Origin of the sequence: Brevibacillus choshinensis, assembly GCF_001420695.1 — a bacterium.
Lineage (GTDB): Bacteria > Bacillota > Bacilli > Brevibacillales > Brevibacillaceae > Brevibacillus > Brevibacillus choshinensis.
Genome location: NZ_LJJB01000010.1, coordinates 629456 through 644153, shown reverse-complemented (window position 1 = coordinate 644153; position 14698 = coordinate 629456). Strand labels below are relative to the sequence as shown.

Here is a 14698-nt window from a genome sequence, read left to right as displayed (position 1 = left end):
TTGGACACCATTTCGCTATTGATGGATGGATTTGGTTCCGCTTTGTCTCTGGAGAATGTGCTCATGGCTGCGGTGGGTGCCTTGGTCGGTACCTTTGTCGGAGTGCTGCCGGGTCTCGGTCCAACTTCGGCGATCGCGATTCTGCTGCCATTGACAGGCGTTCTCGAACCAACTCAGGGTATCATCATGCTGGCTGGCATTTACTACGGGGCGATGTACGGAGGGTCTACCACAGCCATTCTGCTCAACATCCCGGGGGAGCTATCATCTGTGCCGACTTGTCTGGATGGCTACCCTCTGGCCAAAAAAGGAAAAGGTGGTCCCGCGTTGGGGATTTCCGCGATTGCCTCTTTTGGCGCAGGCGTGCTGGGGGTCATTGGGCTGGTCTTTTTTGCTCCGATTCTGGCAGATCAAGCGCTGAAGTTTGGTCCTCCCGAGTATTTTGCACTCATGCTTCTCGCCCTCACTCTCATGGTTAGCCTGTCTGGAGGTTCTTTAATCAAGTCGTTTTTGATGGGGGCATTCGGCTATGCGTTGGCATTGGTTGGCTTGGGTCCCTCGTCAGGCATGCCCCGATTTGATTACGGCGTCTCCCAGTTGATGGGTGGATTTGACATGATCAGTATCATTATTGGCCTTTTTGCTGTGACAGAGGTGCTAAAGGGGATCGAGGAACGGCGAGCATCTGCTATGATCACCAAGCCAGGGAGTGTTTACCCGGGAAAGGAAGACTTGAAGAAGAGTGCCGCCCCGATGCTGAGAGGCGGACTGGTTGGCTTTTTTCTCGGGTTGCTTCCAGGCTGCTCTGCCGCCATCACTGCCTTTCTCGCCTATGATCTGGAGAAAAAAGTATCTCGACACCCCGAAACATTTGGGAAAGGTGCGATGGAAGGTGTGGCGGCACCCGAAGCTGCTAACAATGCGACGAGCAGCGCAGGCTTTATCCCGTTATTCTCACTGGGTATCCCATCCTCACCACCGCTGGCCATTCTACTCGCAGGGTTAATGATTTACGGCCTGACACCGGGACCCGTACTATTCGAGCAGCATGCTCCCTTCGTCTGGACGGTCATTGCCTCCATGTTCGTAGGGAATGCAATGCTCTTGATCCTGAACTTGCCGATGGTATGGGTCTGGGTCAAGCTCACGCGGGTTCCCTACGGCATCATGGCTCCGATTATCCTGATGTTTTGCACGATCGGGGCATACAGCGTGCGAAACAGCATGTTTGACGTACTGATCGCTTTTCTCTTTGGTGGGCTCGGTTTTCTGTTTCACAAATACAAATGGCCAGTCGTTCCCCTCGTCCTGTGCTTTATTTTAGGTCCGTTGCTGGAGGAATCCTTTATCCAGACGATGGCCATGGGGGCAGGAGATCTATCCATCGTATGGAATCGGCCGATTTCGCTGGTTCTTCTCATAGCGGCAGCTGCCCTATTGGTCATTTCCATCCTGCTGAACAGGCGTACGAATCAGCGGGTGAAGGAAGCACGGGCGCGGGGCATGGATGTTGCGTAGCTCGTATGTACAGGAGGAATAAAGGTTGAAAGGTTATAAGCAATGGTCAACAGTCGTGATGTCTTTTTTGATGGCTGTCTCCGTCAGTGCTTGCGGAGCGGATTCACCCCAGGCGGAGCAGAGCGCTCCCAAACCCGCGCAGACTTCGCCAGCCGAAGCGGCGGCACCCACTCCTGACTATCCGACCAAACAGATCGAGTATATCGTGCCGTATTCAGCAGGAGGCGGCGTAGATCTCGTTGCACGGGCTACCGCTGACTATTTGAGTAAGGAATGGGGACAGCCAATCGTCGTGGTCAACAAAGCGGGTGGCGGTGGCGCAGTAGGCGCGGAATACGCTTTGAAGCAAGCCAAACCGGACGGCTATACAGCTCTGGCCGTAAATGTTTCGAATACGACGATGCTCACCGCGGGTATGCTGAATTCCCCCGTGAAAAATGAGGATCAGATCTATACGACGCGAATCGGAAAAGGAACGCTGGCTTTTGCCGTCAAGGCTGACGCTCCGTGGAAGGATTTTGCCGAGTTCTCCCAGTGGGTAAAAGTGAATCCAGAGCAATTGACTTGGACGTCGGTCGGACCGGCAGGATTTTCCGCCTTTGGTGTAGCTGAATGGCTCGATGCGATTGGTGCAGATTTCTCCAAGACGAGAATGATTGTGACAAAAGGTGCTTCCGATTCCGTGCCAAAAGTAGCTGGGGGCCATGCGATTCTAGCTGTTCATACGGTCGGTGAAATCATGCCGATGCTACAAGCGGGCAAAGTCAAGATTCTCGCGGTATCAGGCAAGGAGCGTAGCCCATTTCTCCCAGACGTACCAACAGCGGAAGAGTCGGGAATGAAAGGACTGACCGTTTTCTGGTGGACGGGTGTTTCCTTTGCCAAAGGTACGCCAGACTATGTAGTGACAAAATGGCAGGACGCGATCGCCAAAATGGAGAAAGATCCTGCGTTTGCGAAGAAGTTGACGGATATTCAGGTGGAGTCGGCCTACGCAAATCGGGAAGATTTTAATCAAGACGTTATCCGTGAAACGGAATACTACACGGAATTGGCAACGAAAAAGAATATGCGGAAATAAAGGGAACAACCACAGGGCTACTGTTCGAAAGAATGGCAGCGTTGTGGTCTCTTTTATTGTTTAGGACTCGTTTACGGTGCACTTGGGTTAAGAGGATTTTTCCTCATTTTACAGAAGTCCAATATGAGGATTTGACAAGAAGACGATGGATGGAGTGTCGCGAAATTAGTGGGGGGAGAAAATGGCGCTGCTGTGAGCGTACTTCTTCCAGTAGAAGGCGTGTGAATTATCGGACTTTTCTGTTATGATTCAAAAAAGCATGCATAACGCTTCATGAAAAAGTCACATTGGTAGAAGGAAGGTGAAGACGTCCATGTTGATACGAGTAGCCGTTATTACTCCTGAGGATTTTGCCCCGCGTATTACGGCGCACGCGGAACATTTTGACCATATGAAGTTTTCGACGTACATCTATCGTAACCCGATAGAGTGCGATGCATTGGTAGAGCAAATTCAAGGGTGCGACGTCCTGCTGTTTGCCGGTCCGCTGCCCTATTTCTTTGCCAACAAACGATTTACCGAGAAACGCTTGCCATCGGTGTACATTCCTTCCGATGAATATACGCTTACACTCAATCTGGGGCATATTCTGCTAAACCGAAGTGAGGGTCTGCAAGCCTTGTCCGTAGATACCCCCAAAAGATCCTATCTGGAACAGGCAGTAGCGGAGTGGGAGCTCGACAGATCGAAGTGGTGTGTGACCGATTACAGTCAGATCATCGATGGAGAAGGAACGGCGTTTGATCCGGAGCAAATCATCCATTTTCATCGGGAAAACTATCGGAGCGGCCGGTGTAATTTCATTTTGACCAGTGTGGATTATGTTTATGAGCAATTAAAAATGCTGGAAGTTCCATGCATGAATATGATCGTACCCGAAAAGAGCATTCGCGAGACGGTCGCCCGAGCAGCTCATTTCGGTCAACTGATGATTAGTGAAAATGCACAAATTGCCGTAGGCTTGGCTGCAATTGACCAGCTTCATGAGGATGGGGAAGGGACCAAGCCTGATGCGGGAATCATGCTGCAGCAGATGTTGTTGGAATTGGGAAAAGAGACGGACGCGTCGATCCAGCAGCTCGGGTTGGACCAGTTCATTTTGTATGGGACGAGAGGAAGCATAGAACAGATGACCCATCATTTTACGCGGATGCCTGTGATGGGGAACATGGAGCATTTATTTGGTGTGACCATCAGTATGGGATTTGGCTTTGGCATGACAGCCAAGGAAGCGGAAGCTCATGCACGTATTGGTTTGTTTCAAGCGCGGAAGCAATCGGGTAGCAGTGCTTTTTTAGTTACGCATGAGAAAGAAGTGATCGGACCGCTCAGCACAGACAATAAAGCGTTCCACTTGAAAAGCGAGGATCGGGAGCTTTTGCAAGTAGCGGAGTTGACGGGGTTGAGTATCGCTACCGTCAGCAAGCTGTCTGGCTTTATCAAACTGCGACGGGAGAACCGTTTTACGGCAACAGATCTTTCTGAATATTTACAGCTGAGCAGGAGGAGTGCGGAGCGCATACTGAAAAAAATGATGGCCCATCGGTTTGTTCAATCGGTTGGTGAAGAGCAGCCGTACAAGCAAGGAAGGCCGAGAGCTGTCTATCGAATCAATTTTTAGAAAATTCCTTGACGCTTGTATGAATATTCCCTTATATTAATTTTTATAAATTAACGACAAGATAGCGACGTTTGTCGGTAATCTTTGACAAGGGAGGGTTCAGACATGGTTTCAAGAGTGCCTCACGTATTTGTCATTTTGTTTTCCGTCATTTTGCTCGCGGCTATTGCTACCTACGTGGTTACTCCTGGGGAGTATGATCGTGCAGAGGATGCCAATGGGCGCATGATCGCTGTGGATGGCAGCTACCATTCGGTTGAAGCGGAAAGAGCCGGTTTCATGGATGTGTTTCAATCCATTTACACAGGGATGAACGAAGCATCTGATATCATTTTTTATATTTTTATTGTTGGTGGCTCTTTCGGAATTTTGCGCTCGACGAATGTCATAGAAGGTGCGGTGGGAAGCATTTCCCAGCGGATGGCGGGTCGAGAAAAACTGATCATTCCGGTCTTGATGGTCTTCTTTGCATTAGGAGGAGCGATGCTCGGACTTGCAGAAGAGACGATTCCGTATATCACGATTCTCGTTCCTCTCATGCTGAGGCTAGGCTTTGACTCGATGACGGGTGCTGCGATCGTTTTGCTCGGGACATCGGCTGGTTTTGCTTCTGCTTTTATGAACCCATTTACGGTGGGTGTCGCACAAGGGATTGCGCAGATTCCGGTCTTCTCCGGTTTGGGGCTGCGTCTGGTCATGTGGGTCGTATTTGTCGGAGTCAGTATCTGGTTTGTCATGCGCTACGCAGATAAAGTGAAAAAGGATCCGAAGAGCAGCATTACCTACGATTCGGATCTGACGATGAAAGAAAAGCAACCGCAGACGGAGCAGTTTACCGGTTTGACGGGAAGACAAAAGCTGGTTTTGACGATCTTGCTGGCTACTCTGGTAGTACTGGCGATCGGCGTATCAAAGCTGGGCTGGTATTTGACTGAAATCGCTGGACTGTTCTTGTTGATGGGCATTCTGATGGGAATCGTTTCAAAGCTCTCACTAAACAACATCGCAGAAGCATTTATCGAAGGTTGCCGCACGTTGGTGATGGGGGCGCTGGTCGTTGGTGTCGCTCGTGGTATTCTGGTGATTTTGCAAGATGGCAAGATCATGGATACGATCCTGTACGGACTGGCAAACGCTGTCGGATCCCTTCCATCCGGCCTGACTGCGATCGGGATGTACATCGTCCAATGTCTGATTAGTTACATCATTCCGTCTGGTAGTGGACAAGCCGCAGTTACGATGCCGATCATGGCACCACTGGGAGACTTAGTCGGTGTGACTCGCCAAACAGCCGTACTCGCTTTCCAATTAGGGGACGGTATCTCCAATATTTTCACTCCGACCTCTGGGTATTTCATGGCTGGTCTCGCACTGGCAGGGGTCTCGTGGGTGAAATGGGCCAAGTGGATTTTGCCACTGATCATCGGTCACTATTTACTGGGCGCTCTCTTTGTGACGATTGCGCATTTGATTGGCTATCAATAATCTCTTTAACGTAAAAATAGAAGGGCGGATCTGCCGTGAAAATCACATCGATTACCGTCTCTGGTATCAAGCTTCCTCTGATTCGACCGTTTATTGTCGCGTATGAAACGTACTACGATATGCCGACTCTCCTGGTTAAGGTGGAAACAGATGCAGGCATCACAGGGTTTGGCGAGGCTACGCCGGATCAGCATGTCACCGGGGAGACGTGGGAGAGCACGTACAGCATGCTCGTTCATCATCTGGCTCCGCTCGTGATCGGGGAGGACCCTTTTGCGATCGAACGCATCCACGAGCGCATGGCGGAGACAGTCTACGGTTCTCCGTCTGCCAAAGCTGCGATTGACCTGGCGTGCTATGACATTATGGGCAAAGCAACAGGGCAGCCTGTCTACAACCTCTTGGGTGGACGCTACCATGAAGTCATGCCTGTACCGTATGTCGTCAGCATCTTGGAGCCCAGCGTCATGGCCGAAGAGGCTGCACAGGCTCTCAAAGACGGGTACAGCACGATCAAAATCAAGGTGGGGACGAACCCATCCATGGATGTGGAGCGAATCCGTGCCGTACGAAAAGCGATCGGGGATGGGGTCCAGCTACGGGTCGATGCGAATCAGGGATGGAAGAACAGAGCGCTTAGCGTGTGGGTGCTGGAGCAAGTGAAAGATTGCAACATCGATTGGATCGAACAGCCGGTCGTTGCGGATGATATTACCGCTTTGGCTGAAATCCGCAGGCAGATCCACATTCCTGTCATGATCGACGAAGGCGTGCATGGTGACCGCGAGATGCGGGAGACGATCGTCAAGCAGGCGGCAGACAAGCTGAATATCAAGCTGATGAAAGCCGGAGGAATTTACCCGGCGTTGAAGCTGGTCGCCCAAGCCGAGATGGCTGGAATGGAATGTCAGGTCGGCTCGATGGTCGAATCAGCAGTAGCGACTGCAGCTGGAGCGCATTTATCTGCAGCTAAGAAGACGATCATCTCCAACGAGCTGGTCGGCCCATTAATGTTCGCCCGTGATGTAGCGGAGTTTCCGTACGAGAACAAAACGATCAAGCTGACCGATCGACCTGGGCTTGGACTCGAAGTAAATGAGCAGGCGATAGCGGAGCTGACTCAGATGTCGACGGTCATTAATGAGAAATAATCATATTTGAGTCAGGAAAAAAGAGCAAGGTGGCACGATGCCCCTCGCTCTTTTTTAAAAGGGAGAAGCTGGGTTCCGAAGTCGCTCCGCCTGGAAACCTGCTCCTCCTGCGAGCTTTTGCAGTTTCTCCTTTTTCCTCTCCTCCACCACAGGCTCACCGACCATATAGCCAGAGGACGCGGGCGCACTTCCCGCGTTTTTCTTGTTCGATGCAAGTGGAGTTTATAGATCCTTCTTCAGATAGTAATGCGTAAACCCGCCAGCATTTTGAATCTCGCCATATACCTCAAAGCCGAGCTTGCGATAAAAATCCAGCGCTTGAAAGCTTAACGTATCCAGCTTGATGAAATCACACTTCTTTTCTCGCGCGATTTTTTCAGCTTCAGCCATGAGCTTGGTGCCATAGCCAGATGTGCGGAGCTCTTCACTCACATACAAATAGTGCACCTCCAGCCAGTTCCAGCAAATTTCACTGAGGATGCCTCCAAATACATTGCCCTGGGCATCTTTTACAAATAGATTTACTTCTTGATATCTCCCTTTTAATTCTGCGGGGAAATGGGCGGAGTTAAATTCGTACATCTTGTTTCGGACATAAGCTTTATCCGTTTGATTCGCTTCCGCTGAGATGTGCAATTCCATCGGGTGTTTCCTCCTTTTGATCGTATAGTAATCATAAGATTCAAATTCTTTATGCTCGTCTCGGAGGGCGTGCAGGGAGTAAGCGAGTGTCATGCCCACTTTGTCTAAGATTCGTTTGGAGGGATGATTCTGCGGGTGGACAGTCGTTATGATTTCATCGAGCTCGAGCACCTCAAAGCCGTAGGCCAAAACGGCGGTTGCCGCTTCTGTCGCTAGGCCACGACCTGTATAGTGTTCAGAGATTCCGTAATAGATTTCGATTTTGTGAGGGTCCAAATCATAAGGACCGTATCCGTAAACAGATGAGTCATGGCAGAACGCCCTTTCATTAGCTAGATTTAGAGTGTGGAAACTTTTACCTGAACTCTCGTTGTAAGAGAGACGAGACAAATCAACTGAGCGTCACTTGCTTTCGCCTAGTGTTTGCTCGACTTCCTCCAGAAACAGGGAAACGGAACGATTCGCTGTCTGTTCCTTCCATGATGCGACGACGTCCACCTCGTAATCGTCCCCTTCCAAATCGACGAGGCGCAGAGTAGGAGTGGCATACATTTGTACATGCCTGGACTGGATGGTGATCCCGATGCCTGCGTCAACGATGAGCATGACAGCATCGATCCGCGAAGCATGGCTGACGATAGTAGGGGAAAAGCCCTTCTTTGCACACAACGCCAGGATGTGATCATAGCCTTGGGGGGATTGTGCGCGATCCAGCATGACAAAAGGTTCTTGGGCCAGCTGCTCGAGACGTAGCAAAGTGTTCGCCGCGAGGGGATGATCATGCGGCATGATGACACAGTAGGGCTGGGACCACAGCTTCTTGCACGCGATACCGGGCATGCTACCTAGTCCGTGTGAGAGAGTGAAGGCAAGATCGATTTCGTCGTTCTCCAGCTTTTGGTTGATCTGCCCGACGTTATAAAAGGCGAAATGAATGTTGATGTTTGGGTATTTTTTGCGGAACGATCTCACGACCAGAGGGAGGAAGGTGCGTACAGAAACACTCAAGAGACCGATGTTGATCGTACCTACCAAGCCTTCCTCAGCCTGGCGAACGGTCTCTATAGATGCATCCAGGCGTTGGACGATCTCGCGGGCATCTTTCAGAAAGACGGTCCCAGCATGTGTCAGTTCAACGGAATGCTTGCTGCGAATAAACAGTTGGACGCCGAGCTTCTTTTCCAGATAAGCGATCTGCTGACTCACAGCAGGCTGAGCTACATAGAGTGTCTTGGCCGCTTCTGTAAAATTCAACTGTTCGGCGACGGCAATAAAATAGCGGAGCTGACGAACGTCCATGACGGCCTCCTGATCCTAGGCTTGGTAGAACTAATGATAATCCTCTCTATCATAACATACAAGTAATGCCAATTGATCTTGTCATAAGGAAAGCTTATTACCGACATAACTTCCTAGTATTTCAGTTCGATCGACCTCTGGGTGTACCATGAGCGATAAGACCAGAAGTCAGGGAGGAAAAAGTGATGCAGAGCATTCAACCACTAACACAGGAAATAGCGATGGAGCTCATCCGGGAAATGCTGCCGACGATTCAATCCCGAGCTACGCTTACGGAAGAACTCCGCTGTCAGCCAAAAGACACGATTCTAGCCTTCAAGGACGCTGGACTGATCCGAGCACTTATGCCCAAGCGTTGGGGAGGATCGGAGCTGGGTATCGATACGATGTACAGGACGACGGCTGAGCTGGCAAAAGCAGATCCATCAACGGGCTGGTGCTTTGGTTTGCTGGTCTTGCATTCGTGGATGCTCGCCTATTATTCCGAAGAAGCTCAGCAAGAGGTGTGGGGAGAAAATGCAGATGCGTGTATTGCCTCTTCCTTTGGTGGGTCTCCTGCCAATCGGGTCACGCGTGTAGAAGAGGGATATCTAGTCGAAGGGGAGTGGGGGTTCTCATCCGGGATTGACCATAGCGACTGGGCAATGATATTTGCCCATGCAGTTTCAGAGGATGCCAATGAAGCTCCAAAGGCGATGATGATGCTCATCCCAAAAAGAGATTTTACGATTCTCCCAACGTGGAAAACCATCGCACAGAGAGGGACAGGGAGTAATAATCTGCGAGTGGAGCAGGTATTTATACCTGAGCATCGGACGATTGATATGGTGGCATGGTGCCAGAAAGGCGAAGGACCTGGCAGCAGCATGTCAACGAATCCCTTGTACAAGTATCCTTTGTATGCCGTAATTCCCGTGAGCCTCGCTTCTGCCCTGCTCGGCGCAAGTCTCGGGGCGTATGAGCTGTGGAGAGATGGGATAAAAGGAAAGTCCACGGTACGAAATGCGCGGGTAGTTGATTTTACCCATCAGCAAATCCGAGTAGCCGAAGTATCTGCTACTTTGGATGCGGCACAAGCGTTGTTTGAAAAATCATTGGCGAGATTGACAGCAGCGGAGCCAATCGACACGTATGAACGGTTGCGCTTGCGCCGAAATTACGGATATACTGCCAGGCTGTGTAATCAAGCGGTCAAAACCATGATGGAGTCCAGTGGTGCGGGCAGCATGTTTGAGGCGAACCCGTTGCAGCGCTACTGGAGAGACGTACAGGCATCGGCCATGCACATTACGTTTAACATGGACCATCTGGGGGAAATGTTCGGCAAGCTAGAACTGGGATTGCCTTTGAATCAAAAGGATTCGTTGCTTTCCTAATAATCAACTCAATCTGCATACCAAATAGTAGCGTGCCAGTGGGTAGAACAGGTACTGTCGGATTAAACGAGATCCTCACAAAGCAAAAAGAGCCCTTGTTCTCTCCTCTCGGCAAGAACAGGACCCACATGAATTACCTTGGTTCACTTTTTACTATGTGACTCATCTTCAAATACGTCTTTCGTTGATTTCTTAAATTCCCGTATCGTATCGCCGAATGCTCGACCAATTTGCGGAAGTTTACTTGGTCCAAACATAACAAGCGCAATGACAAGTATCAATATCAACCCCGGTATTCCAATGCTCGATAACATGCCTTTCCCCCCTTAAAACTTCACTAGGAAAGCTGTTGCGTACATGATGACGATACCCACAAACATACTTGTGACATTCAACCAAGATACAGAAGGCAACTTCGACTCGTGACTTTCCTTAAGCAAATGACGTGTGATGACGTAGATGACTTGAATAATAGCCCCCGCCCCGATACCCAAAAACAATGTGGCCAGGATGGGGGAAAAGGCAAACCCACCAATCCATGTTCCAATTATGGCTGGTGCTCCGGCTATCACAGCAAGGGACAGGAAAGTGGGCGCCTTAGGTCTCTCGTTCAAGAGAGGGGCAGCAATTCCGATTCCTTCCGTAATGTTATGGAGTGTGAAGCCGATCACTAAAAAGGTACCAAGGGCACCTTCTCCTAACGCAAAGGCTGATCCGATCGCCAAACCTTCACCAAGGTTATGAAGTCCAATCCCACTGGCGAGAAGATATGATGTACGTAAACCTGAATGATTGCCGCGTTGCTTTCTCGCGTTATATTGATCAAAAGCAATTAGACCCAAAAAGCTGAGCAATGCACCTAAAAACAGTACGCTGACCCCCTGATAAACAGAGGCAGCTTCACCTGCTATTTCCAACCCTTCTTGAAACGTATCCACCACTAGGAACATCAACAGTCCAATGGTGAGTGCCAGCATGGCATGAATGCCTCTACGGGAAAAATTCTTCATGAAAGGATACCATAGCAGACCCAATCCGACCGGAACAACTCCGACATATAAACCAATAATCGCGTACTTGGCAAACAATCCTGCAGATGGCACTGGGCTTAATTGCGCAACAGGCACTTCCGTTTCGAATGCAACGGAGTTAGCAGTCATCAGCTTGATACTGTGAGGTTCTCCATATACCCACGGATAAGGGATGTAGATCTTCCCAGATTCAAACCGTCCCAATGTATCGGATGGTTGAAAGTTAGCATTCCAAATCGCATCATTAACCATTACCATCGCAATCGTCACATCTTCAGGTCCTACATTCTCTACATCTAAAACGAAACCGTCACTCACTACATCTACCCGTTTTATAGACACATTTTCGATGGGTGCTGCCGGGTCTTGTTCCACCCCGATACCCAGAGTAAAAAACATAGAAAGTGCGATAACTAATAACCCAACCGGCAGGATAGCCGTCAAAAACCATTTGCTAGCTCTCTTTTCTTTTCCTCGCATGTCCTTTTGACTCATCGTCTACCCTCCTCATTACTTGGCTTCAAAAAATCCCATCCAGCCCAATTCAGAAAACTCGCTTTGATGAGCATGGAACATATAACGTCCGGGCTGAGGAAACACGATCTCAAGAATTCCTCGTTCACCCTGGATCTGAGAGATGGTATCTGTGAAAATACGAGGATTAGACTCGTGTCCGTTTGCTGTGTAATGGAAAAAGTTTGCGTGAAGGTGAAACGAATTCAACAAGTCAAATTCGGTCATATTGCTGAGATAGAGCCGGACCAGTTCTCCTGCTTTCACTTGGATAGGATGATTGTGAAAGGCGAAAGCGTATCCATTGACGGTATAAATATCGTTTTCCCCATCCAAATCCAGATCGAAGCCATTCATCACCATGTTGAGTTCTAGCGCCTTTTCCCTCGGCTTTATCGGATCAACGATGAAATTCCCGTACATTCCTTTATGGATGTGGCGAGTCAACGGCATTACGTGGCAGTGATAAACATGTAAGCCGTACGGTTTGCAATCAAATTCATACACAAAGGTTTCTCCCGGTGGCACTGGCTCTAATCCATCCATATTGGTCGGATGAATCCCGTGGAAGTGAATGTTATGCGGATGACTGGATAGATTCTTGAATGTTACACGAATCTTGTCACCCTCTGTACAACGGATCGTTGGTCCAGGAATCCGGCCATTATATACCCATCCAGGAAACATCATCCCTTTGGCTACTTCAACCGTTTGTTCCGTGGAGGTGATTTCAAACTCCCTTAACGTCTGGCCGCTGGGTAGAACACTCACCTTGCCATAGTCAAAATCAGTGAGTACTTTCTGTGCCATCTTCAATCCTTCCGTAACCTCGTTACCCGGATCGTATCCGTGTCCCATTCGGACATGATCCATCTTTGTACTCGGCGTTGTGCTCGTGGTCGTACTCGTGTGCATGCCGGAACCAAAAACACGTTCAAACGGCGCTAGAACGGTAGCCCCTAATGCGCCCAATGTGCCGAACATCCCCATCTTTAATAATTGTCGTCTATCTACTTTATTCGACACGATACTTTCCCCTCCTCAAGAAATTTGTCCTAAGTTATAAAAGTTTGCCATATACAACTTTTTAAATAAAAAAAAGCATGTTTCCTATGGGACATTTTTTTGCCCTAGGCAAAAACCTTGACCTAATGATATGCTCACCGAGCTTATCTTGTAAACCATTATTTTATAAAAATAAAACCCATCCTCGAATAGGAAGTTTAATCAATTAAACAACAGCAAGCATTAACGAAAGATATCCTGAGACAACAAACATAACACCCATAAATACCCCTAGAAGTGGTGATATGAGGAATTACTTCTTAGAAATTCAATTAACTAGGCATGGGAGTTGGGGGAGGTTTTCCATACCCGTCTTTATAGGTATCATCAATAAAAGTCCTGATTTCTTTCACGCTCTTGCCCTCTTTTAGCATTTTGGCAGAAGTAAAAGCGATCTCCAAGCATGTTCCACATCGTGTTCCGTGGTCATCCCAAACAACAGAACCATCTTGCTCCACTTCTTTGATAAAACAGTTACCATTATGTTTGTGTCCAGCCTCTTCACCACACCCACAGTAGCAGGGAATCCATTGCAGCAATTCATTGCTGTAGCCTGCAATTTGATAAATCATTTTAATATTTGGATCTACTTTATCCAAAAAAGTTGGGAGTACTTTTGCGGAAGCTGTTGTTTCCTGGATATCACTCGGCATGTTGCTGTGTTGTTCTTCCGAGTGATTCGTATTTATTGTTGGTTCAGCAGTTTGTGTAGAACAACCCGTAATCAGAACAGTAGCTATGACACCTATTAACCATGAACGTGAAGACTTCAACTTCGCATCTTCCCCTGTTTTAATTCTTAATCAAACAATCTTTTAAACATTATAATAGTACATGAAGTCTTTATAGGACTCTACAAAGCCATCAAAATGTCATTTATTTGAATGTCTATAATGATAAGACATTGTTTCTCTGATGGAGTGATAATTGATGTCTCTAAAGATAACTGGCGACGTCTGCGAAGTGCAGTGCTTTGATGATGAAAAAGTGAAACGGTTAAAACCGCATGATTACCTTCCGAAGAAAGAAAAGAGTTTGGACTACTGGGTTCAGCGCATCAAAAGTTTAGGTTATAACGTGAATCTTCAAGTCGAAACTGCTTAAAAAATACCAAGCTACTCGATTATTCTCTCGAAATAGGAGAGCTTATTTGCTGTGCCTATTTCCGGATATTCATTTTCGTATAAAAAACATAATTTTCAACGAATACCTAAGGTCCAATGCAGGAGAGAGGCTGTCTTTTCATTCTGTTGAGCAAGAAGTTGTATTCTATATAGAGTCATTTGTATAATAAAATGAACGAAAAAGGAGGTGTCTTCTCTTCCGTGGATTCCATACATATTCGAATTGGACACAATTTACAACGCATTCGCAAGCAGCGCGGGCTCAGCCTGGATAAAGTAGCGATCAAGACGAAGGTCAGTAAAGGCATGCTGCATCAAATCGAACGAGGCGATGTCCAGCCAACGGTGACGACTGTGTGGAAAATCGCCACAGGACTCAACATTTCCTTTTCCTCTCTGCTAAAAGACGAGGATGCTGCTGTATCGGTCGTGACGCGAAAAGAACTCCCAGACATTACGGAGGACGACGGGAAATGCAAGGTGTACCTGCTGTTTCCTTTTGACCCACAGACGCTCATGGAGATTTTTACGATTGAGCTCGGTCCAGGTGGTAGTTACTGTTCGTCGCCGCACAATGAGGGAGTGCAGGAGTACATCACGGTGGTTACAGGGAGCTTTACGATAAAGCTAAAAGGTGAGGAATATGCGTTGGAGGAAGGACAGGCCATTCGGTTTGCGGGTAATGTTTCGCACTGCTACATGAATCCCTCAGACCAAGCAGCGAAGATCCAGGTCATCATGCATTACCCGGATGCCTAATGAGGCGAAAAGCTGAGACAAAGGGGGAATTGA

The 14698-nt window shown here is 48.4% G+C and carries 14 protein-coding genes and 1 pseudogene; 8 read left to right on the top strand and 7 right to left on the bottom strand.

Annotation, left to right across the window (positions count from 1 at the left end):
• The first annotated feature begins 21 nt into the window (after positions 1-21).
• The 5 genes from AN963_RS13360 to AN963_RS13340 all read left to right on the top strand — a co-directional run bounded on the left by AN963_RS13360 (position 22) and on the right by AN963_RS13340 (position 6856).
• The gene (locus AN963_RS13360; protein WP_083496991.1) at positions 22-1518 is read left to right on the top strand and encodes a tripartite tricarboxylate transporter permease; all 1497 of its coding nucleotides are present in this window, start codon (positions 22-24) and stop codon (positions 1516-1518) included.
• A gap of 25 nt (positions 1519-1543) precedes the next feature.
• Positions 1544-2599, top strand: a complete 1056-nt coding sequence (locus AN963_RS13355; RefSeq protein WP_236707980.1) for a tripartite tricarboxylate transporter substrate binding protein — start codon at positions 1544-1546, stop codon at positions 2597-2599.
• 313 nt (positions 2600-2912) lie between these two features.
• Complete coding sequence (locus AN963_RS13350) at positions 2913-4220, top strand: hypothetical protein (protein ID WP_055745068.1); 1308 nt, start codon at positions 2913-2915, stop codon at positions 4218-4220.
• A gap of 105 nt (positions 4221-4325) precedes the next feature.
• Positions 4326-5705, top strand: a complete 1380-nt coding sequence (locus AN963_RS13345) for a YfcC family protein (RefSeq protein WP_055745067.1) — start codon at positions 4326-4328, stop codon at positions 5703-5705.
• 35 nt (positions 5706-5740) lie between these two features.
• On the top strand, positions 5741-6856 hold the full coding sequence (locus tag AN963_RS13340) for a mandelate racemase/muconate lactonizing enzyme family protein (protein WP_055745066.1): 1116 nt from the start codon (positions 5741-5743) through the stop codon (positions 6854-6856).
• Positions 6857-7078: 222 nt separating this feature from the next.
• Here AN963_RS13340 and AN963_RS31945 read toward each other — a convergent pair whose 3' ends face one another.
• The 3 genes and pseudogenes from AN963_RS31945 to AN963_RS13330 all read right to left on the bottom strand — a co-directional run bounded on the left by AN963_RS31945 (position 7079) and on the right by AN963_RS13330 (position 8797).
• Complete coding sequence (locus AN963_RS31945) at positions 7079-7498, bottom strand: GNAT family N-acetyltransferase (protein WP_055746288.1); 420 nt, start codon at positions 7496-7498, stop codon at positions 7079-7081.
• A gap of 99 nt (positions 7499-7597) precedes the next feature.
• Positions 7598-7888 (bottom strand): annotated as a pseudogene (locus AN963_RS32280) (GNAT family N-acetyltransferase); the annotation flags it as partial.
• A gap of 12 nt (positions 7889-7900) precedes the next feature.
• Positions 7901-8797, bottom strand: a complete 897-nt coding sequence (locus AN963_RS13330; RefSeq protein WP_055745065.1) for a LysR family transcriptional regulator — start codon at positions 8795-8797, stop codon at positions 7901-7903.
• A 185-nt stretch (positions 8798-8982) separates the two neighbouring features.
• Between AN963_RS13330 and AN963_RS13325 the strand changes: the two genes are divergently transcribed.
• Positions 8983-10173, top strand: coding sequence for an acyl-CoA dehydrogenase family protein (locus tag AN963_RS13325; RefSeq protein WP_055745064.1), 1191 nt, complete (start codon positions 8983-8985; stop codon positions 10171-10173).
• 143 nt (positions 10174-10316) lie between these two features.
• Here the strand turns inward: AN963_RS13325 and AN963_RS30330 are convergent, their stop codons facing one another.
• The 4 genes from AN963_RS30330 to AN963_RS13310 form a co-directional block, all read right to left on the bottom strand.
• Positions 10317-10487 carry a twin-arginine translocase TatA/TatE family subunit gene (locus AN963_RS30330; protein ID WP_083496931.1) on the bottom strand — a complete coding sequence of 57 codons (171 nt, stop codon included), beginning with the start codon at positions 10485-10487 and terminating at the stop codon, positions 10317-10319.
• A 12-nt stretch (positions 10488-10499) separates the two neighbouring features.
• Entirely contained in the window at positions 10500-11699 is a 1200-nt protein-coding gene (locus tag AN963_RS13320) for a ZIP family metal transporter (RefSeq protein ID WP_055745063.1), read from the bottom strand.
• A 15-nt stretch (positions 11700-11714) separates the two neighbouring features.
• Positions 11715-12743 (bottom strand): multicopper oxidase domain-containing protein, encoded by a 1029-nt coding sequence (locus AN963_RS13315; protein ID WP_330218835.1) that lies wholly within the window; start codon positions 12741-12743, stop codon positions 11715-11717.
• A 311-nt stretch (positions 12744-13054) separates the two neighbouring features.
• Positions 13055-13555 (bottom strand): PCYCGC motif-containing (lipo)protein, encoded by a 501-nt coding sequence (locus tag AN963_RS13310; protein WP_055745062.1) that lies wholly within the window; start codon positions 13553-13555, stop codon positions 13055-13057.
• Between the two features lie 157 nt (positions 13556-13712).
• On the opposite strand from AN963_RS13310, the gene AN963_RS31180 reads away from it, so the two are divergent.
• Positions 13713-13886, top strand: a complete 174-nt coding sequence (locus AN963_RS31180) for a hypothetical protein (protein ID WP_161827280.1) — start codon at positions 13713-13715, stop codon at positions 13884-13886.
• A gap of 221 nt (positions 13887-14107) precedes the next feature.
• Positions 14108-14665 (top strand): helix-turn-helix domain-containing protein, encoded by a 558-nt coding sequence (locus AN963_RS13305; protein ID WP_055745061.1) that lies wholly within the window; start codon positions 14108-14110, stop codon positions 14663-14665.
• Positions 14666-14698: the final 33 nt, after the last annotated feature.